The sequence below is a fragment of the Rhizobium sp. BK602 genome, from assembly GCF_014195095.1.
Taxonomy (GTDB): Bacteria; Pseudomonadota; Alphaproteobacteria; order Rhizobiales; family Rhizobiaceae; genus Rhizobium.
The window spans coordinates 673906-691806 of sequence record NZ_JACIBC010000002.1 but is presented as its reverse complement, the minus strand read 5'-3'; the positions used below and the strand labels follow the sequence as shown (position 1 = coordinate 691806).

The 17901-nt window shown below is 62.0% G+C and carries 20 protein-coding genes; 13 read left to right on the top strand and 7 right to left on the bottom strand.

What is annotated here, in order from left to right; translation table 11 throughout:
• Positions 1 to 6 precede the first annotated feature (6 nt).
• Both iolE and iolB read left to right on the top strand, forming a co-directional pair.
• A complete protein-coding gene (gene iolE / locus FHX11_RS08930) occupies positions 7 to 924 on the top strand; it encodes a myo-inosose-2 dehydratase (protein ID WP_184357104.1) in 918 nt (305 codons plus the stop codon).
• A gap of 85 nt (positions 925 to 1009) precedes the next feature.
• Positions 1010 to 1807, top strand: coding sequence for a 5-deoxy-glucuronate isomerase (gene iolB / locus FHX11_RS08925; protein WP_184357102.1), 798 nt, complete (start codon positions 1010 to 1012; stop codon positions 1805 to 1807).
• A 51-nt stretch (positions 1808 to 1858) separates the two neighbouring features.
• Here the strand turns inward: iolB and FHX11_RS08920 are convergent, their stop codons facing one another.
• From FHX11_RS08920 to FHX11_RS08910, 3 genes are all read right to left on the bottom strand, one after another.
• Entirely contained in the window at positions 1859 to 3220 is a 1362-nt protein-coding gene (locus FHX11_RS08920; protein ID WP_184357100.1) for an MATE family efflux transporter, read from the bottom strand.
• A 63-nt stretch (positions 3221 to 3283) separates the two neighbouring features.
• Positions 3284 to 3727 (bottom strand): glyoxalase superfamily protein, encoded by a 444-nt coding sequence (locus FHX11_RS08915; protein WP_184357098.1) that lies wholly within the window; start codon positions 3725 to 3727, stop codon positions 3284 to 3286.
• A 222-nt stretch (positions 3728 to 3949) separates the two neighbouring features.
• Complete coding sequence (locus FHX11_RS08910) at positions 3950 to 4396, bottom strand: host attachment family protein (protein ID WP_184357097.1); 447 nt, start codon at positions 4394 to 4396, stop codon at positions 3950 to 3952.
• A gap of 204 nt (positions 4397 to 4600) precedes the next feature.
• On the opposite strand from FHX11_RS08910, the gene FHX11_RS08905 reads away from it, so the two are divergent.
• Positions 4601 to 4993: a PilZ domain-containing protein gene (locus FHX11_RS08905; RefSeq protein ID WP_184357095.1), complete on the top strand. Its 393-nt coding sequence runs from the start codon at positions 4601 to 4603 to the stop codon at positions 4991 to 4993.
• A gap of 91 nt (positions 4994 to 5084) precedes the next feature.
• A complete protein-coding gene (locus tag FHX11_RS08900; RefSeq protein ID WP_184357094.1) occupies positions 5085 to 6197 on the top strand; it encodes a pyridoxal phosphate-dependent aminotransferase in 1113 nt (370 codons plus the stop codon).
• Between the two features lie 98 nt (positions 6198 to 6295).
• Here FHX11_RS08900 and FHX11_RS08895 read toward each other — a convergent pair whose 3' ends face one another.
• Both FHX11_RS08895 and FHX11_RS08890 read right to left on the bottom strand, forming a co-directional pair.
• On the bottom strand, positions 6296 to 8035 hold the full coding sequence (locus FHX11_RS08895; RefSeq protein ID WP_184357092.1) for a rhomboid family intramembrane serine protease: 1740 nt from the start codon (positions 8033 to 8035) through the stop codon (positions 6296 to 6298).
• Positions 8036 to 8330: 295 nt separating this feature from the next.
• Positions 8331 to 8594, bottom strand: coding sequence for a sel1 repeat family protein (locus FHX11_RS08890; protein ID WP_184357089.1), 264 nt, complete (start codon positions 8592 to 8594; stop codon positions 8331 to 8333).
• Between the two features lie 518 nt (positions 8595 to 9112).
• On the opposite strand from FHX11_RS08890, the gene FHX11_RS08885 reads away from it, so the two are divergent.
• From FHX11_RS08885 to FHX11_RS08875, 3 genes are all read left to right on the top strand, one after another.
• A complete protein-coding gene (locus FHX11_RS08885; RefSeq protein ID WP_184357087.1) occupies positions 9113 to 9451 on the top strand; it encodes a DUF2147 domain-containing protein in 339 nt (112 codons plus the stop codon).
• 267 nt (positions 9452 to 9718) lie between these two features.
• Positions 9719 to 9898 (top strand): hypothetical protein, encoded by a 180-nt coding sequence (locus FHX11_RS08880; RefSeq protein WP_184357085.1) that lies wholly within the window; start codon positions 9719 to 9721, stop codon positions 9896 to 9898.
• A gap of 119 nt (positions 9899 to 10017) precedes the next feature.
• Complete coding sequence (locus FHX11_RS08875) at positions 10018 to 11520, top strand: AMP nucleosidase (protein ID WP_184357083.1); 1503 nt, start codon at positions 10018 to 10020, stop codon at positions 11518 to 11520.
• Positions 11521 to 11553: 33 nt separating this feature from the next.
• Here the strand turns inward: FHX11_RS08875 and FHX11_RS08870 are convergent, their stop codons facing one another.
• A complete protein-coding gene (locus FHX11_RS08870) occupies positions 11554 to 11784 on the bottom strand; it encodes a hypothetical protein (protein WP_184357081.1) in 231 nt (76 codons plus the stop codon).
• Positions 11785 to 11938: 154 nt separating this feature from the next.
• On the opposite strand from FHX11_RS08870, the gene FHX11_RS08865 reads away from it, so the two are divergent.
• Genes FHX11_RS08865 through FHX11_RS08850 form a run of 4 tightly spaced genes read left to right on the top strand, consistent with a single transcriptional unit; the run spans position 11939 to position 14319 of the window.
• Entirely contained in the window at positions 11939 to 12298 is a 360-nt protein-coding gene (locus FHX11_RS08865; RefSeq protein ID WP_184357079.1) for a YciI family protein, read from the top strand.
• Between the two features lie 10 nt (positions 12299 to 12308).
• The gene (locus FHX11_RS08860; RefSeq protein ID WP_184357077.1) at positions 12309 to 12671 is read left to right on the top strand and encodes a YciI family protein; all 363 of its coding nucleotides are present in this window, start codon (positions 12309 to 12311) and stop codon (positions 12669 to 12671) included.
• A 19-nt stretch (positions 12672 to 12690) separates the two neighbouring features.
• Positions 12691 to 13053 (top strand): YciI family protein, encoded by a 363-nt coding sequence (locus FHX11_RS08855; RefSeq protein ID WP_184357076.1) that lies wholly within the window; start codon positions 12691 to 12693, stop codon positions 13051 to 13053.
• A 24-nt stretch (positions 13054 to 13077) separates the two neighbouring features.
• Positions 13078 to 14319 (top strand): RNA polymerase sigma factor, encoded by a 1242-nt coding sequence (locus FHX11_RS08850; RefSeq protein ID WP_184357531.1) that lies wholly within the window; start codon positions 13078 to 13080, stop codon positions 14317 to 14319.
• A gap of 6 nt (positions 14320 to 14325) precedes the next feature.
• Here FHX11_RS08850 and FHX11_RS08845 read toward each other — a convergent pair whose 3' ends face one another.
• On the bottom strand, positions 14326 to 15285 hold the full coding sequence (locus FHX11_RS08845; protein ID WP_184357074.1) for a lysylphosphatidylglycerol synthase domain-containing protein: 960 nt from the start codon (positions 15283 to 15285) through the stop codon (positions 14326 to 14328).
• Between the two features lie 94 nt (positions 15286 to 15379).
• Between FHX11_RS08845 and FHX11_RS08840 the strand changes: the two genes are divergently transcribed.
• Entirely contained in the window at positions 15380 to 16399 is a 1020-nt protein-coding gene (locus FHX11_RS08840) for a glycosyltransferase family 2 protein (protein ID WP_184357072.1), read from the top strand.
• The gene (locus tag FHX11_RS08835) at positions 16392 to 17888 is read left to right on the top strand and encodes a glycosyltransferase family 39 protein (RefSeq protein WP_184357070.1); all 1497 of its coding nucleotides are present in this window, start codon (positions 16392 to 16394) and stop codon (positions 17886 to 17888) included. The genes FHX11_RS08840 and FHX11_RS08835 overlap by 8 nt, the downstream gene beginning before the upstream one ends.
• Positions 17889 to 17901 lie beyond the last annotated feature (13 nt).

The following is a 17901-nucleotide window of genomic DNA, read 5'->3' as shown; positions in this document are numbered from 1 at the left end:
CTATTGATGAAGGCCAAACTTGGCATGTCGCCCATCGCCTGGTGGAACGACGATCTTCCCGAGCTCAGCGACGACGTATCCCTCGAGGAATGCCTGCGGCAATCGCGCGGCGCCGGTTTCACCGGCATGGAACAGGGCCGGCGCTTTCCCAGCAATCCCGACGAGATGCTGCCGATCCTGCGCGCCGCCGACGTGACGCTCTGCGGCGGCTGGTTCTCCGGCACGCTGGTCAATGAGGAGCTGGCCGCCAACAAGGACCGCATCGCCCCGATGATCGCGCTGTTCAAGGCGGTCAACGCGCCCTGCATCGTCTATGGCGAAGTCGGCCGGTCGATCCAGGGCGACCGCTCCAAGCCGCTCGCCACCAAACCGCGCCTGTCCGATGACGAGATGAAGGCCTATGCCCGCCGCGTCACCGAATTCGGCGAATGGTGCGCCGAACAGGGCATGCCGCTCTCCTACCATCACCACATGGCAGCCGTCGTCGAAACCGAGCCGGAACTCGACGCCTTCATGCGCAATTCCGGCGCAGGCATTCCGCTGCTGCTCGATGCCGGCCATCTGGCCTTTGCCGGCGGCGACGTGCTGCGCGCGATCGACAACCACCATGCCCGTATCAATCACGTCCACGTCAAGGATATCCGCAAGCCCGTCGTCGACGGGCTGGATCGCAGCCGGCAGTCCTTCCTCGACGCGGTGGCGCTCGGCGCCTTCACCGTGCCGGGCGACGGCTCGCTCGATTTCGGCGCCATCGTCAAGCGTTTTGCGGATTACGGCTATGAAGGCTGGTTCGTGGTCGAGGCCGAACAGGACCCACGCAAGGCGCCGCCGCAGAAAATGGCCGAGATCGGCCATGCCGAATTGATGCGGGTCATGACCGCAGCCGGCTATACGGTGGAAACCGAAGGCTTTCCCAAGGGATAACGGGAGACGAAAGCCTCTCGCCGACCTGCCGCTCGCGGGAACGGCTGGCGAGGGGCGTTTTCCGAATAACGGAGGAAGAACACCCATGCCAAATCTCAAGGTCAAACCTGACGGCTCGCACGGCCGCGTCACGCATGTCACGCCGGAAAGCGCCGGCTGGACCTATGTCGGCTTCGATCTCCATCGTCTGAAACCCGGCGAAACCGCTTCGGCCGAGACGGGTGATCGCGAGGTCTGCCTCGTCTGGGTCAGCGGCAAGGGAAGCGCCAAGGCGGGGCCCAAGGATTTCGGCCTGCTGGGCGGCCGCATGAGCCCCTTCGAGGGTGCGCCCCATGCGCTCTATATTCCAGCCGGTTCAAGCTGGTCGGTGACCGCCGAGACCGATCTGGAACTGGCCGTCTGCTCGGCACCGGGCGGCGGCTCCTATGAGGCACGCGCCATTCCGCCGGGCACGCACCCGCCGGTGACACGCGGCAAGGGCACCAATGTCCGCCATGTCAACAACATCATGCCGGAAGACGATGGGGCGGCGCATTCGCTGCTCGTCGTCGAAGTCATCACGCCGGGCGGCCACACCTCCTCCTATCCTCCCCACAAGCACGATCAGGACGATCTCCCGAACGAAAGCTTCCTGGAGGAGACCTATTACCATCGCCTCAACCCGCCGCAGGGCTTCGGCTTCCAGCGCGTCTATACCGACGATCGCTCGCTGGACGAGGTCATGGTGCTGGAGGATGGCGACGTGACGCTGGTGCCTAGGGGATATCACCCCTGCGCCGCCTGCCATGGCTACGACCTCTACTACCTCAACGTCATGGCCGGCCCGAAGCGCATCTGGAAATTCCACAATGCGCCGGAACATGAGTGGCTGCTAAAGGCATAACCTCCCAAGGGCATGAGGAAGGCCGCGCCGCCAAAGCGCGGCCTTTCCGTTTCACACCGGCAGCAATCCATATCGCCAGCCCCGATCCCTGGCATTGCGCGACAGGACGAGCCAGGCGAGCATCAGCATGCCCACCTCGGCAAAGACCGGCACCATCCAGATGCCCCTCTCGCCAAAGGCGAAGGGCAGCAGGAAGGTCAACGGCAGCGTGAAGAGATAGGGCCGCGACAGGCCAAAGATCGCCCCCCGCTTCGCATCGCCGATCGACTGGAAATAGGATGACAGCACGATCATCTGCCCGAAGAGGAAATAGGCGCCGATGGTCCAGGGCAGGATGCGCCCGACCTCGGCGATGATGACCGGATCATTGACGAAAGCGCTGCCCATATGGCCGGCCGACAATTCGACGACCAGTTCCACCGCCGCGCAATAGACCAGCGCCGATAGCATGGCGATCTGCAGGCCACGGCCGACACGCGCCGGAAGGGCCGCACCATGATTGTGCCCGCATATGGTCTGCAATGCCATGCTGAGACCGAGCAACGGCAGATAGGCGAAGGTCATGATGCGCGTGATGATGCCATAGGCGCCGACGGTCGCGACGTAATCCCCCTCATGCCAGATCGACAGGTTGAAGAGGATCGCAGCCGAGCTCAGCGATATGCCGATGAAGCCGAGGCTCATCGGCGCACCGAAAGCGAGGATGCCGCGCCATTCCGCCAGCGGGAACGCCGTGGTGAGCCGCAGCGATCCCGGCTGACGCCAACGATAGGCCAGCACGATTGCCAGGCAGATGAGCTGCGCCGCGATCGAACCGGCGGCCGAGCCGACGACGCCCAGATGCGCGACGGCGATCAGCAGCCAGTTGGCGGCGATGTTGAGTAGGGTCGAGGAAAGCGTCACCAGCGTCATGAAGCCGATCCTGCCCTCGCAACGCAGGGCATCGACATGCAGCGACAGGAGGAAGCTGATGGGCGCGAAGGCGACCATGACGCCCATGAAAATATCGGCATTGGCGGCAACCACCATGTTTCCGCCCGCGCTCGCGGCGATGACATGCCGGCCGATCGTCCAGTAGACGAGGTTGAGCAGAAGCACCACGACCAATGCCAGCGCATGCGCGGCCGTGAAGACCTGCATGGCGCCCTGGCGGTTTCCCGCCCCGAGCCGGCGGGCCAGAATGCTGGCCATGCCGTTGGAGACCAGCGATTGCAGCGCCACCAGCAGCATGAGCGCCGGAAAGATCAGGCTCACCGCCGACAGCGCGTCGGCGCCGACATAAATGCCAAGAAAATACGCGTCGATGACGGCAAACAGGCCGTTGACGGTGGTGATCAGGATGATCGGCGCGGCGGTTCGGGCAAAGACGCCCGGCAGCCAGCCGGTCAGGAAAATATTGTTTTGATTGCTCATGGCGGTGTCCAGGCGGCAGTGCGCCGCCAATAGCGGTCGCACTCCATCGATGAAGGGGAGGTCTCAGACGTCAAGCACCAGATGCGGCACGCCGTCCGAGGTCTTGCGCGGCGAAATGCCATCGGCATCGATCTGGGCGTTGATGCGCCGCCGGAAGGCCGAGAAGCTTTCAAAGGTCACCACATCCACCGGCTCGTCGAAATGGATGGTGATCCGGTAGAGGCCGCCGGGTTGGGCAGACAGGGCGAGCACCTTGCCGGTGAACGGCTGGTTCAGATAGCGGCCGCGTATGGCGGAGCCGACGCCGAAGGGCAGGTGCGGCGGCGGCGCGGCATTCGGCCTTGCCGCAAGCGCCGACAGCGTGTTCCAGTCGCGCAAGCCATGTTGCCGGGCAAGCAGTTCCAGGGCGGCGCTGTGGGTCACGTCGTCGCCGCGTTCATGCATGGCATGTCGCAGACGCTTGGCTTGCGCCTTCAGTTCATCGATGGACGGATAAATGGTCGTCACGGGATCAGCCTTTGCTAAGGCATGCATTTACGACTGCAGATCGGGGCTCGCCTTGCCGTCAGTCAGCACGCCTTGAATGGCTTGTGACCATATTCGCGAGGGCTTCACCATGGATTGTCATCCGCGAGCGGCCGGCGCCTCGAACCTGCATTTTCTATGAGCGAAGCGCAGGTTGGTGTCAAGACAAGGCACCGGCCATACCATGAAGCGACGTCTATCCCGTCACGCTGCAAGATAGCGCTCGATCTGGTCAACCGGCAGGTTGGTCAGATCCTTCGGAATCTCGGCGGTAATGGCCGCCTGTGCCTGCGCACCGAGATGAGGCCGCAGGACCCCGAGCGCGCGCGGCGGCGCCATGATGATCAGGCTCCTGATCTCCCTGCTCTGTGCGAGCGCATCGATCTTCGCCGCGACGCCCTTCAGGAAGTCTTTCTCCGCCTGTTCCTGCCAATCCGTTTCCTCGACCGCGCTGCCGCCGCCACCATTGGACTGATGGGTCCTGCCGGGCTTGTCCGTCCCGATCTCGCGATCCGGCATGCTCGGCTGCTCCAGGGTTTCGCGTGTTTGCAGATCCGGCTTGAGACTGCCGCCGGTATTCTCCAGGATCAGTGCCTTGGCGCCATCGCAGACGACGATCCATGTTCCTCGTACGATCTTGATATCGACCATCTCCATCCTCCCCCTTGCGTTGGAAACACTGATGATGGAACGCCTCATGAGGCGAAGGGTTCAAATAATCGACATGTCGGGCGCTGACGGCGGCCAAAGAACCAATTCATTAAATTTCGATCGGTACGATTGACGCTTATGCAAAACCTCCGTGCAAGGTTCATGCTGTAACCGAGATGTATTCGGCCGCCTCCAACCGGGGAAATGACAATGCTTCGCTCAACCCATCTGGCGAAAGTCAAATCCGAAGTCTACGAACGAAGCTGGGAACGGTTCTATGTCGACCGCCCGGCGCGCATCATCGCCGTGCGCCCCTGCCTGACCGGTATTTCCATCCGCAGCGCCGAGATTACCGATATCTCGCGGGGCGGCGCCAGTTTCGTCGTCGGCACGACCGTGGGCCTGCCCAAGCACTATTATCTGAACATTCTCGGCCTCGCCTATCGCATCGCCTGCGCCGAAGTCAGCCGGATCGACAATCGTGTCTTTGTCCGCTTCATCAATGTGCTGGAGCCGGAGACCCTGAGACGCGTGGTGCGCGCCGACTTCATGATCGGCAATACCGAGGCGCTGGCGGCGCGCGGCAGGCGGCGCTAGAGGCCGCTTACGGCCATCAGTGCTCTTGCAACGACCCGGCAAGCGCCTATTGTGCTGCGCCCTGCAACTGAAATCGGGAAATCGAGCCAGAATGTCCGCCTTTTCGCGCTTCACGCCGCTGATCAGCGCCCTTCCCTCCACCGTGCCCTTCGTCGGCCCTGAAGCGATCGAGCGTCAGCGCGGGCTGACCGTTCAGGCGCGCATCGGCGCCAATGAAAACGGTTTCGGCCCCGCGCCCTCGGTCATTGCCGCGATGCGCGAACGGGCCGGCGATATCTGGAAATACAACGACCCGGAAAATTTCGCGCTGAAGGCGGCGCTGGCCGCGCATCTCGGCGTCAAGCCTGCGAACATCGCCGTCGGTGAAGGCATCGACAGCCTGCTGGGGCTGATCGCGCGCATGGTCATCGAGCCGGGAACGCCCGTCGTCACCTCGCTCGGCGGGTATCCCACCTTCAATTTCCACGTTGCCGGCTTCGGCGGGCGGCTGGTGACTGTGCCCTACGTCGATGATCGCGAGGATCTCGACGGGCTGCTGGCGGCGGTCGCCCGCGAAAACGCGCCGCTCGTCTATTTCGCCAATCCGGACAATCCGATGGGAAGCTGGTGGGATGCCGACAGAATCGTCACTTTCGCCCGCGCCCTGCCGGAAAGCTGCCTGCTCATTCTCGACGAGGCCTATAGCGAAACCGGCCCCGCAGGCTCCCTACCCGCCATCTCGGCGCTGATCGACCTGCCGAACGTGCTGCGTACCCGCACCTTCTCCAAGGCTTACGGCCTCGCCGGCGCCCGTGTCGGCTATGCCATCGGCGTTCCGGAGACAGTGTTGGCCTTCGACAAGATCCGCAATCACTTCGGCATGAACCGGCTGGCGACGGTGGCGGCACTCGCCGCCCTCAAGGACCAGGCCTATCTCGCCGAGGTCGTTGCGAAGATCCACGCCGCCCGCGACCGGATCGGCGGGATTGCCCGCGACAACGGCCTCGTGCCACTCGCCTCGGCAACCAATTTCGTCGCCATCGACGCGGGCCGCGACGGCACCTATGCCCGCGCCATCGTCGACGGCCTGATCCAGCATGGCGTCTTCATCCGCATGCCGGGGGTAGCGCCGCTCAATCGCTGCATCCGAGTGAGCGTCGGCCCCGACCGGGATCTCGATCTCCTGGCGGAAGCCTTGCCGAAGGTGCTGAAGGCGATCGGCTGAGCACAAGGGCGGCTGAAAATCCTCTGCGATTTCTGCCGCCGGCCCAGCAATCGACCTCACTTCTGCAAGCCGATACCCGCGCCGGATCGTTTTGAGAACTACCGTGCGGCAAGTCTCCGCAACTCTCCTTGGGCACCGTCATATTCCATGAAGGTTGAAGGACAGGACAGCGACGCGGCCTGAAATTGCTGGCGGGCATCCGGAACCTCTTTCCGAAGCAGATGCCATTCGCCGATATAAAAGATCGCTTCGCAAAGGTCGTTGTTGCCAGAGGCTTTGGCAATGACCTCAGCGGGCTTCAATTCGCCGAGGAAGAGCTTGTAAACGGGGTAGGGCCATTTCGCTTGATCAAGCTTGCCGGCCTCGGCGCGAAGGTCGGTTACGGCCTCGGCGTCTCCGCCCTGCTCTTGAGCAATATAGCGCCAGAGATGATAATAAGGAGCCGCTTTCTCGTCCTGTTGCGCTTCAACGGCGAAGTATTGTGCCGCCAGTTGATATTGGCCCTGGAAATATTGTGAAAACGGGTTCGTGAGAACTTGGGCACGAATCTGGCTGATGGGCCAGAGCGAGACGGCTGCAACGACGGCAAACGCGATGCTGATTGTTAATGCCGCAACACTGAAACGAGGACGCGGAAGCACGCGAGGCCAGGCGGTCAACAATATCAGCGCCATCGCCCCGCCGGCCACGGCTCCCCCCAGGTGCGCGGCGTAGTCGATCTGCATGCCGTCCCGCGTTTGCGATATGAACGGTATCAAGGACGGTATCAATATTCGGATTGCCCCTGTTCGTAGTGACGTCGGCAGCGAACCGGAGCGGAAATGAAAGCTGAGAACGATAATGGCGGCAAACAGGCCGACGATCCCGCCGGAGGCTCCAACGCCCACGATATTGGCAGGATTGATCAGCAACGAGGCTATGGACCCGCCGAGGGCGCTGATACAGAACAGGCCAGCGAACCAGCGCCAGCCGACCAGTCGCTCGAGCAGCCTGCCCGCCAGCCATAGAGCGACGCAGTTAAAGGCTAGGTGAAGGAGATTCCCATGCAGGAAAGGCGCGGTAAAAAGCCTCCACCATTGACCATCGACGAGAATGCTGCTGCGAAAGATTCCTCCGAACATCAGCAGCGTTTGAATTGTCGGTGAACCCTTGTCTGGAGCCTCGACGCCAAAGGCGAGTTCCCCGGCATAAATGCCGGCTAGGACGGCAATCAGCACATAGGTGAACAACGGCTGACCATGTGTTGCGGCGGCATGCACCGTCTCGAGATCGGCATCGAATACCGTAGCGGCGCCGGTTTTCATCGCGGCGGCGCGGTCGTCCTCGCGAGCCCTTCTTAGGAAATCCCAGCATTGCTCGAATATCCAGTCCGGATCGCCCCGCAGGATTTTCAGCGAAATCCCCGCTTTCGTCCCTGAACCCCGAAGCACCTTCGGAAGCTTGCTGATCAATCCGCGTCGGCTCAAAGTGCTGGCGACGGCTGGATCGAGGCGAAGTACAAGGTTGTCCGTTCCCCTGCCCTGAAATCTTTCGAGGTCTCGTAGGGCCAGCCACGGTATCGTTTCGGCAGCGAAGCTCGCGATGTGAATTCCGGCGCCGGAAATCACCAGTCCCGGCTCGTTTTTAAACAGCTTGACCAGCAAACTAAGCGCAGCAAGGCCAAAAAGCGCTGCCGACGGCCACATCAGGATCGGGCTGATAAAAGGGTTTCCCGTCCTGACGGAGCGATAGGATATCCATACGCAACCAGCCGCAAAAACCGAAAGAATCAAGGAAAATAGCAGCAATCTGCCCTTATCATAGGCAAACTCAAATCTCAGCGACAGTTGAGTGTTCATTTAGAGGTCTCAAAGAAAAGGTCTTCAACAGAGTGTAAGTCTACTCGTTTGCAGCGAATTCAGAGAGCTTTATCACAACCCAGAGCGCAACTATAGATCGATTATAACGCGCTCGCCGTTTGCACTGACAGATGCGTCTTGAGAGGCAAAACGAATGCGCTGCCAATATCAAGAAAACCGCGCCGGCCTTGTTCTCAGCCGGTCGCGGTTTTCTTGATATTGGCAGCGCGCCTCTCCGCCACGCTACCGGTCCCCCTCTTCCAGGGTCATTGTTTTAGATCGGGTGTGACACGCTTCAGTGCATGGTCATCCACTCGCGGGCGGCGCGCAGCGCTGCGGCGAGCTGCATCTTGGTCAGCGTGGCGGCGACGTCGGCGCGAAGCTCGGCGGCGCGGTCGCTGCCCTTGATGGCGGCGATATTCAACCATTTGTGGGCGGCAACCGGGTCTGCCTTGCAGCCCCTGCCGGTCGCGTAGTTCACGCCCAGCTCGCAAAGGGCGTCGGCGCTGTTGCCACCCATCATGGCCATTTCAGACATCGGAGTTTCGAAGCGTGCCATCGGTTTTATCCCTGTTTCAGTCTTGTTGCGTCTGCCCTGTTTTCCGGTCCGGACCTTGCCGTCTATCGCGGCTTGATGGTCCTTCCGGCCGGCGGGTTTGCCCCGCTCGTTTGATGGCTTCACTATCGCAGACGGCTTTCAAAAAACGCCTAAAATGCATGCTTAATTCGATGCAAACAAAGTACAAATGCTTGGTAAACTTGGGATTTTGTTAAACATCGCTTCCCTTGCAAATTAAGGATTTTCGCGCAGGCTTTACCTTCTGTTAAGATCCGGAAATAAACCCTTCCTTCACCACAAAAAAAGCCGCAGCGATAAGAGAGACTGTTTTCCGTCGGCGAAAATGGCCGGCAAAATGGAGAAATCCGGCTCTAGGATCAAAGAAGTAGAGCATGATGCCGAAAACCGCTCACACTTTTCGGCATCATGCTCTAGGGCATATTTACCTTTACGTTCGCGTAAGCTAATTTCATCGCGATCCCGGCTACGGGAGCGGAAGACTTTCGGGGAGGAAAGACATGATCCGTGCCACCATCATCGCCGCAGCACTGCTTATCAGCGCCGGCACCGCCTTTGCCGACGAGCCGATCGTCGGCAATTGGAAGACCGCCTCGGGCGAGACTGCCGCCATCGCATCCTGCGGCGGCAGCTATTGCGTGACGCTGAAGACCGGCAAATATTCCGGACGGCAGATCGGCAAGATGCAGGGCAAGGGCGACAGCTATGTCGGCGAGCTCACCGACCCGGCCGAAGACAAGACCTATAGCGGCTCAGGCACGGTGAGCGGCAATACCGTCAGGATGAAAGGCTGCGTCCTGAAGATCTTCTGCAAGTCACAGACCTGGACGAAGCTCTAAAAACACCGTTTCCATCGCGAGAGCCGGCCTGGACAGACATGCTCCTGTTCGGCTCTCGCAATTTCCGTGCCGAATTCATGTTGCCGCGCACATGCGGAGCGTCCCATTTTGCGCTCCGAGGCCCTCAATACTGATGGTTCAATCTTCTATACTGGCGCAATCCCGCGGTAATCTTCCTGAACGCTAGATGAACCGGTATCTCAGCACCTGTTCAGCCTGACCATGGCAAAACAGTGTCCAGTATAGGGCACGGGTAGGTCCAGGAACATGGATACGATCATCATGGCGCGGCGTCTCGCCATCATCATGTTGTTTGCCGCCATCTTTGCGGTCAGCTTTTCGGTCGCGGTGGATCACACCGGGCGCGGCAGCGGCGCGCAATCGCATTTCGGCGCCAGCTTCACATGCCTGCAAACGGGCAGCGCCTATTGCACCACCGTGCAATAGGCCATCTCAGCCGGCATTCCGTCACCGCCAAAGGGCGGCGATATAAAATAGCTGCGAAAATCCTCAGCCATGCCTCGCATCGTCGTTTGCTTGTTAAAGACGACACTCTATAATGGCGCATGAGCAACCGAATCTCCCCTTTTTCACCCCTCGACATCTCCTCGCCAGCCCCATTCCAGCCGCGCAGCTTTACCGATCCCGGCAAGGCCGTGGAGGCGCTGACCGAGCTTTACGATCGCAACACCGCCTTTCTGATCGACAGCTTTACCAAGCTCGCCAACGGCGCGCCGATCACCGCGCGCTACCGTGCCTTCTATCCGCAGGTCAGCATCGAGACGACGAGCTTCGGCCATGTCGACTCGCGCCTGTCCTACGGGCATGTCACCGCGCCCGGCGTCTACACGACCACGATCACACGGCCGCAGCTCTTCAAGCACTATCTGAAGGAGCAGCTGACGCTGCTAATGCGCAGCCATAATGTGCCGGTGGTGGTGTCGGAATCGACGACGCCGATCCCGCTGCACTTCGCCTTCGGCGAGGGCGCGCATGTGGAAGCCTCCGCCGCCGGCTTCGACGACATTCCCCTGCGCGACCTCTTCGATACGCCGGACCTGAACACCACCGACGACGAAATCGCCAATGGCGAATATATCCCGCCGCCGGGCGAGCCTTCGCCGCTCGCGCCGTTTACCGCGCAGCGCATCGACTATTCGCTTGCCCGCCTTTCCCACTATACGGCGACGAGCGCGAAGCACTTCCAGAACTTCGTGCTGTTCACGAACTATCAGTTCTACGTCGATGAATTCTGCAACTGGGCGCGCGACCTGATGGCCAAGGGCGGCGACGGCTATACCGCCTTCGTCGAGCCCGGCAATATCATCACGCCCGCCGGCTCCAGCCAGCCCGAGGGGGACACCACCCCGCCGCGGCTGCCGCAAATGCCGGCCTACCATCTGAAGAAGAAGGGTCATGCCGGCATTACCCTGATCAATATCGGCGTCGGCCCGTCCAACGCCAAGACGATCACCGACCATGTCGCGGTGCTGCGCCCGCATGCCTGGCTGATGCTCGGCCATTGCGCCGGCCTGCGCAACAGCCAGCGTCTCGGCGATTACGTGCTGGCGCATGCCTATATGCGCGAGGATCACGTTCTCGACGACGACCTGCCGGTCTGGGTGCCGATCCCGGCGCTCGCCGAAGTGCAGGTGGCGCTGGAAGCGGCGGTCGCCGAGATCACTGGCTATGAAGGTTTCGAGCTGAAGCGCATCATGCGCACCGGCACGGTCGGCACCATCGACAACCGCAACTGGGAACTGCGCGATCAGGCAGGACCGGTCAAGCGGCTGTCGCAGGCCCGCGCGGTGGCGCTCGACATGGAATCGGCGACCATCGCCGCCAACGGCTTCCGCTTCCGTGTTCCCTACGGCACGCTGCTCTGCGTTTCCGACAAGCCGCTGCACGGTGAATTGAAGCTGCCGGGCATGGCGACCGCCTTCTACCGCACCCAGGTCAACCAGCATCTGCAGATCGGCATCCGCGCCATCCAGAAACTGGCCGCCATGCCGCCGGAAGCGCTGCATTCGCGCAAGCTGCGCAGCTTCTTCGAGACGGCGTTCCAGTAGGAACGCGCCGGGAATCGAGAGGCACATAGCTTCCTAATAACTCGCCTGCGGCGCCGGCCGCGGGTGATCAGCGGTTGCCACCTGCGGCCGTTCGGCCATCAGATCGCCTGCCCAGCTCAGGCGGAAGATCAGCATGGCAAACAGTGCGAACCCGATCGCGGTGCGGCGAAAGACCTTGCCGAGATCGGCCGACCGCATCAACTCTTCCTCCGACATCGCCTTGTGGCACCATTGATGCACCAGGGCTGCTTCCAGCGTGTACATGTCCGTCTCTCCTTTGTTGACGACGGACCTAGTCGAGCGGGCGCGGCTCTTTTCGACAGCGTTGAATTTTTTTGTCATGCTGCCCGAGGGGATGTCGATTTGCGCGCGGCCCGCTCGTCTATGGCTGTCAGCGAATGGAAGAGGAGAGGCTGCGATGAAATATCTTTGCCAGGTCTGGTTCGACGGAACGACACTCGATGGCATGACGAGCGAGGAAAGACAGAGGCTCGATTCCGCCTCACTCGCCTATGACCGGGATCTCGTCGCCGGCGGCCAGATGATCCATGCCGAAGCACTGCAATCGCCGAGCTCGGCCGTGACCGTGCGGGTGCGCAACGGCGAGACAGCCGTGACGGACGGCCCTTTCATCGAGACCAAGGAATATCTCGGCGGCTTCATCCTGATCGAAGCCAGAGACTTGAACGACGCCATCCGTGTCGCAGCCGGCATTCCGCTGGCAAAGCTCGGCGCCATCGAGGTACGGCCGATCTATTCCTTCGGTCCCGGACTTTAAGGAGACGGTGATGAAATTTCTTTGCCAGGTCTGGTTCGACACCGCCGAAATCAACGGTATCAGCGAGGAAGACGGGCGGCGCCTGACGCAGGACTCCGTCGACAATGACAACCGGCTGCGCGAAAGCGGCCATCTCCTTGTCGCCAATGCCCTGCGCGAACCGGAGACCGCCCGGACGGTGCGCGTGCGCAAGGGCGAAACGGCGGTGACCGACGGCCCCTTCGCCGAGATAAAGGAACATCTCGGCGGTTTCGTGCTGATCGAGGCGAAGGACATGGAGGAAGCGACCCGCATCGCTGCCACCTTCCCCGTCGCCCGCTATGGCATGATCGAGGTGCGCCCCGCCTACGACATCCGCTTTCCGGACGAATAGACGAGCGAGGGAGGAGAACATGCGGTTCCTGTGCATGATCCATACGTCCATCGATGTGGACGGAACGCTGAGCTCCGGGGAGATGGACAGCCTCGTCGCCGAGCATTTCGCCTATGACGACGGTCTGCGGCGGGACGGCACGCTGATCCTCTCCGACGCGCTGGAGCTGCCCGACAAGGCGATCGTCATTCGTCCCCGCGGAACGACGCTTACGGTGACGGATGGTCCCTTCGTCGAGACGAAGGAACATCTGGCCGGCTTCTATCTGATCGAGGCCGCCGACATGGCCGCCGCGACCGAGATTGCCCGTCGCATTCCCTCCGCGCGGCACGGCGCGGTCGAAATCCGCCCGATCCGGCTATTGACCCTTCCCGACACCTGACGGGCGAGAACGGCAGCCATGTCCCTGAACGCAACCATCGACGATATCTACCGCAACCAGTCGCGCCGCGTGCTGGCAACGCTAATCCGGCTGCTAGGGGATTTCGACCGGGCGGAAGAGGCGCTGCACGATGCCTTCATGGCCGCCGCCCAGCAATGGACGCCGGAGACTATCCCGGCCAATCCCTATGCCTGGCTGGTCTCGACCGGACGCTTCCGGGCCATCGACCATATCCGCCGGAGGGCGCGGTTCGACACGTCCAGGGCCGATATCGCCGACCGTCTTTATCCGGAGGGCGAAATCATGGAGATCGCCGAAAACGAGGAGATCGAGGATGACATGCTGCGGCTGGTCTTCACCTGCTGCCATCCGCTGATCCCCGCCGAGGCGCAGATGGCAATGGCGCTGCGGGAGGTCTGCGGCCTGACGACGGAAGAGATCGCCCATGCCTTCCTCGTTCCCGCCCCCACCGTCGCCCAGCGCATCGTCCGCGCCAAGAACCGCATCCGCGCTGCCCATATTCCCTACGAAGTCCCCGCCAGGGCCGAATTGCCCGAGCGATTGGCGCAGGTGCTGCATGTCATCTATCTGGTCTTCAACGAGGGCTATTCCGCCTCTTCCGGCGCGGCGATCGTGCGCGCGGATATCGCCGCCGAGGCAATCCGGCTCGGTCGCCTGCTCCTGACGCTTCTGCCCGATCCGGAAGCCGCCGGCCTGCTGGCGATCATGCTGCTGCAGGATTCACGGCGGTCGGCGCGGACAAGCGCCTCCGGCGATCTCGTCCTGCTTGCCGAACAGGATCGCACGCTCTGGGATACGGTGAAGATCGACGAGGGTCTCGCGCTTGCGGCCGAGGCCATGGCGGCCGAAAGCGTCGGCAACTATGCCCTGCAGGCGGCCATCGCCGCCGAACATGCGCGGGCCGCAACGCCGGAAGAAACGAACTGGCGGCAGATCGTGACGCTCTACGATCTGCTGCTGCTGGCCCATCCATCCCCGGTGATCGAGCTCAACCGGGCCGTGGCCGTCTCGATGTGCCAAGGGCCGGCGGCCGGGCTCGATATCGTCGATAGCCTGCTCGGCGAGGAGCGAATGGCGCGCTATCACCTGGCCCATGCCGCCAGGGCCGATTTCCTGCGCCAACTTGGCCGCACCGAGGAGGCAAGGCAATCCTATGAAACGGCGCTTTCACTCTGCCGGCAGGCGCCCGAACAGGCCTTTCTTCGCAACCGGCTGGCGGAGCTTGTCAGCAAACCCCGACCGTAAGTCCGTTCAGGAGCGTTTTCTGGAAACGAGCAGCCCGAGCGCCGTGCCCGTCAGCGCCGAGACGATGATCAGGAGATGCGCGTTGATGCTGGCCTGCGCCAGATTGTCGATTGCCGCCTTTGCGCTCGATGCCCCAAAGGCCATGGCCCCAGCCGTGATACCGGCCGGATAGGTGCCGACACCGCCCGGCGCATGCACCGGCAGCACCGACGACAGCTCGCCGCCGAGCGCCCCGCCGAAGCTCGCCGAAAGCGGCGTCACGTTCATCAGGCCGAGTGACCAGGCGAGCACGGCCACCTTCACCAGCCAGTTGACCACCGTCGTCAGCCAGGCGCGGGCAAAGGCGCCGGCATTGGCCGGCAGGCCGCGTTCCAGCTCATGCACTAGGCCCTGCATCTTCTTCGGCAATAGCTTCGCGGCAAGGCGGATCAGAGGGCGGCGCAGGGCAAAGCCCGCGACCGGCAGGAGCAGGAAGGCGAGCCAGCCGATCCAGGCCAGCATGCGGTAGGGAGACGCAAGCGCGAGGCCGATGCCGGCTGCGGCCAGCAACGCATGCAGGTCGAGCAGCCGCATGACGAACAGCGCCGAGGTTCCTCGCGCCAGCGGAATGCCGAATTCGGAGCGCATCAGTACCGGGAAACTGGTCTCGCCGGTGCGGAAGGGCATCATGATGTTGAGGAGATTGTGAACCTGCGTCACGCGGAAGAGCGCGGCGAAATGGCCGCCGGTCTCCTTCGGGAAATAATCGTAGATGCGCCAGGTGCGCAGGAAATAGGTGCCAGTCAGAAGCGCCAGTGCGAGGAGGATGGGCAAGGCGCCGACCTTGCCCCATTGCGCCAGGATCGAGCTCCAGCCCCAGAACCATTCGATGAAGGCGGCATAGGCGAGCACGACGGCAAGCGTCAGCAGCGTCATTCGGTTGCGAATAAACCAATTCTGTCGGCTGGCAACCATCGGAGTCTTCATGTAGTTAGGGCACCCAGTGCGAGCGGAGGCTGATGCCGGACATGTCGCTCGTTCCGTCCGGCCGGTTCTGCCGGTCTTTTAGGAGAAAGAAGAGTTGCAGACAACGGCAGAGTCGACCCGCCCCCTGACCGATACGGCAAGCGCTTTGGAGCTTTCGCTGGTCGTGCCTGTCTTTAACGAGGAAGAAAGCGTCGGACCGCTGATCGAACGCATCTGTTCGGCCATGGCGGGCTTCGCCAGGCCGTGGGAACTGATCCTGGTCGATGACGGCAGCACGGATGCCACGCTCGTCAACGCGCGCCGCTCGCTCGGACGCGAGGGACTGACGCTGAGCATCGTCGAGCTCCAGCGCAATTTCGGCCAGACCGCCGCCATGCAGGCCGGCATCGATGCCGCCGCTGGCCGGCTGATCGCCACCATGGACGGCGACCTGCAGAACGATCCGAAGGATATCCCTTCGATGGTCGAGGAGCTGGAACGCCGGCAGCTCGACCTGCTCGTCGGCTGGCGCAAGAACCGCCAGGACGGGTTGCTGCTGCGCAAGATCCCTTCCTGGTGCGCCAATTACCTCATCGGTCGCATCACCGGCGTCAAGCTGCATGATTATGGCTGCAGCCTGAAGATCTACCGCGCCTCGATCATCAAGCAGGTGAAGCTGATGGGCGAGATGCACCGTTTCATCCCCGCCTGGGTCGCCGGCGTCGTGCCGAGCTCGCGCATCGGCGAAGTCCCGGTCACGCATCACGCCCGCCAGCACGGCACATCGAAGTACGGGATATCGCGCACCTTCCGCGTCATCCTCGACCTGCTGTCGGTGATGTTCTTCATGCGCTACAAGGCGCGACCGGGTCATTTCTTCGGCTCGCTCGGCCTTGGCCTAGGAGCGCTCGCCGGGCTGATCCTGCTCTGGCTCTTCATCGCCAAGTTCATCTTCGGCGACGATATCGGCAACCGGCCGCTGCTGCTGGTCGGCGTCGTGCTGCTGCTGTCGTCGGTGCAGATGATCACGACCGGCATTCTCTCGGAAATGATCGCGCGCATCTATTATCGCGACGATCTCTCGCCGAACTATATCGTGCGCAAGATATTCGATCGGAACGATGTGGATGCATAGACTTCTGGTCCGCCGGCCAGATGCTATCCTCCTCCTGCTTGCCGGTTACTTTCTTCTGGAATTCGCGGTGCGGCTGACGATGCCCTACGGCCTGCGCTTCGATGAATCGCAGCAGGCATTGTTCTCGCAGTGGCTGACGCTCGGCTACGATTCCCAGCCGCCGCTCTACAACTGGATACAGACGCTCACGGTCTCCGCCTTCGGACTGTCGCTGGCGGCGATCTCCATCGTCAAGAACGTCATCCTGTTCCTGGTCTATGTCAGCTATTACAGACTGGCCAGGGAGATCCTGTCGGACAAGCTCTTCGCGGCGATCGCCACATTGTCGCTGCTGACGATCCCGCAGCTCTTCTGGGAGGCGCAGCGTGACCTTACGCATACGGTCATGCAGCTCCTGACCATCAACCTGTTTCTCTACGGAATAGTGCGCACGCTGAAGGCGCCGAGTGCCGGTGCTTACATATTCACCGGCATCGCCCTCGGCCTCGGCATGCTGTCGAAGTATAATTTCGTCCTGCTTGCTGCCGCCGCCATCGTCGCCGTGCTGATGCATCCGCAAGGCCGGGCACGCGTCTTCGACAAGCGCCTGTTGCTCACCCTGCTGTTCGCTGCGCTGATCTTCCTGCCGCATGGGCTCTGGCTGATCCACAATCTCGACATCGCTTCCGGCCGCACGCTGGGGATCATGGAGCAGGATGCGCCCAAGGGCGTCTTCTCCAAGCTGGTGAAGGGGCCGCTGGAATTCGTGAAGCTGGTCGTGGTGATCTGCGCGCCGACGCTCGCCGTCTATGCGCTCGTCTTCGGCAGGACCTTCTTCGGCAGCTTGCGGCAATCGAACGAGTGGACGCGTTTCTTCGACGTGCTGTTCGTCGTCATCGGCCTTTTGGTGCTGGTCCTGATCGTCACGATCGGCATGACGGCGCTGCGCGACCGCTGGCTGCTGCCCTTCCTCTTCCTCATGCCGATCTATCTCTGCCTGAAGATGGAACTGGCCGGCGTCAAGCCGGCGGATTTTTGCAGGCGTTTCGTCTATATCCCGCTGGTGATGATGCTGGTTATCCCGGCGCTGCTGCTCGCCCGCGTCGTGTTTCCGACGCTCTTCGGCTCCTACGATCACTACAACACCCCCTACCCCGCCTTCGTGCGGCAGGTCGTGGCGGCGGAGGGCAAACGGCCCGGACTGGTGCTGACGGACACTTGGCTGCCGGGCGGCAACCTGCATCTGCAATTGCCCGACGTGCCGACCATGTCGCTCTTCTTCGGAAACCTGAAGGCCGATTACCAGTGGACCGCCGACAGGCCGATCCTCGTTGCCTGGCGGCCGGGGCCGAACGATGCGGCGATGCCGGCAATGTTGACGAGCTGGCTGCATGACACGCTCGGCCCGCAATATGCGACACCCGACATCAGGCTCATGGATCTACCCTATATCCACGGCAAAGCTGGCGACATGGCTTCTTTCGCCTATTGTTGGATCTATCCGAAATAAGCGCGGGAAGCAC

Excerpts from the sequence above, each read along its gene's own strand:
- FHX11_RS08885 (WP_184357087.1), top strand. The coding sequence starts at position 9,113 with ATGATCCGTGCCACCATCATCGCCGCAGCACTGCTTATCAGCGCCGGC.
- FHX11_RS08875 (WP_184357083.1), top strand. The coding sequence starts at position 10,018 with ATGAGCAACCGAATCTCCCCTTTTTCACCCCTCGACATCTCCTCGCCA.
- iolE (WP_184357104.1), top strand. The coding sequence starts at position 7 with ATGAAGGCCAAACTTGGCATGTCGCCCATCGCCTGGTGGAACGACGAT.
- FHX11_RS08845 (WP_184357074.1), bottom strand. The coding sequence starts at position 15,285 with ATGAAGACTCCGATGGTTGCCAGCCGACAGAATTGGTTTATTCGCAAC.
- FHX11_RS08865 (WP_184357079.1), top strand. The coding sequence starts at position 11,939 with ATGAAATATCTTTGCCAGGTCTGGTTCGACGGAACGACACTCGATGGC.
- FHX11_RS08920 (WP_184357100.1), bottom strand. The coding sequence starts at position 3,220 with ATGAGCAATCAAAACAATATTTTCCTGACCGGCTGGCTGCCGGGCGTC.
- FHX11_RS08905 (WP_184357095.1), top strand. The coding sequence starts at position 4,601 with ATGACAATGCTTCGCTCAACCCATCTGGCGAAAGTCAAATCCGAAGTC.
- FHX11_RS08910 (WP_184357097.1), bottom strand. The coding sequence starts at position 4,396 with ATGGTCGATATCAAGATCGTACGAGGAACATGGATCGTCGTCTGCGAT.
- FHX11_RS08895 (WP_184357092.1), bottom strand. The coding sequence starts at position 8,035 with ATGAACACTCAACTGTCGCTGAGATTTGAGTTTGCCTATGATAAGGGC.
- FHX11_RS08835 (WP_184357070.1), top strand. The coding sequence starts at position 16,392 with ATGCATAGACTTCTGGTCCGCCGGCCAGATGCTATCCTCCTCCTGCTT.
- FHX11_RS08870 (WP_184357081.1), bottom strand. The coding sequence starts at position 11,784 with ATGTACACGCTGGAAGCAGCCCTGGTGCATCAATGGTGCCACAAGGCG.
- FHX11_RS08890 (WP_184357089.1), bottom strand. The coding sequence starts at position 8,594 with ATGGCACGCTTCGAAACTCCGATGTCTGAAATGGCCATGATGGGTGGC.
- FHX11_RS08855 (WP_184357076.1), top strand. The coding sequence starts at position 12,691 with ATGCGGTTCCTGTGCATGATCCATACGTCCATCGATGTGGACGGAACG.
- iolB (WP_184357102.1), top strand. The coding sequence starts at position 1,010 with ATGCCAAATCTCAAGGTCAAACCTGACGGCTCGCACGGCCGCGTCACG.
- FHX11_RS08860 (WP_184357077.1), top strand. The coding sequence starts at position 12,309 with ATGAAATTTCTTTGCCAGGTCTGGTTCGACACCGCCGAAATCAACGGT.
- FHX11_RS08880 (WP_184357085.1), top strand. The coding sequence starts at position 9,719 with ATGGATACGATCATCATGGCGCGGCGTCTCGCCATCATCATGTTGTTT.
- FHX11_RS08900 (WP_184357094.1), top strand. The coding sequence starts at position 5,085 with ATGTCCGCCTTTTCGCGCTTCACGCCGCTGATCAGCGCCCTTCCCTCC.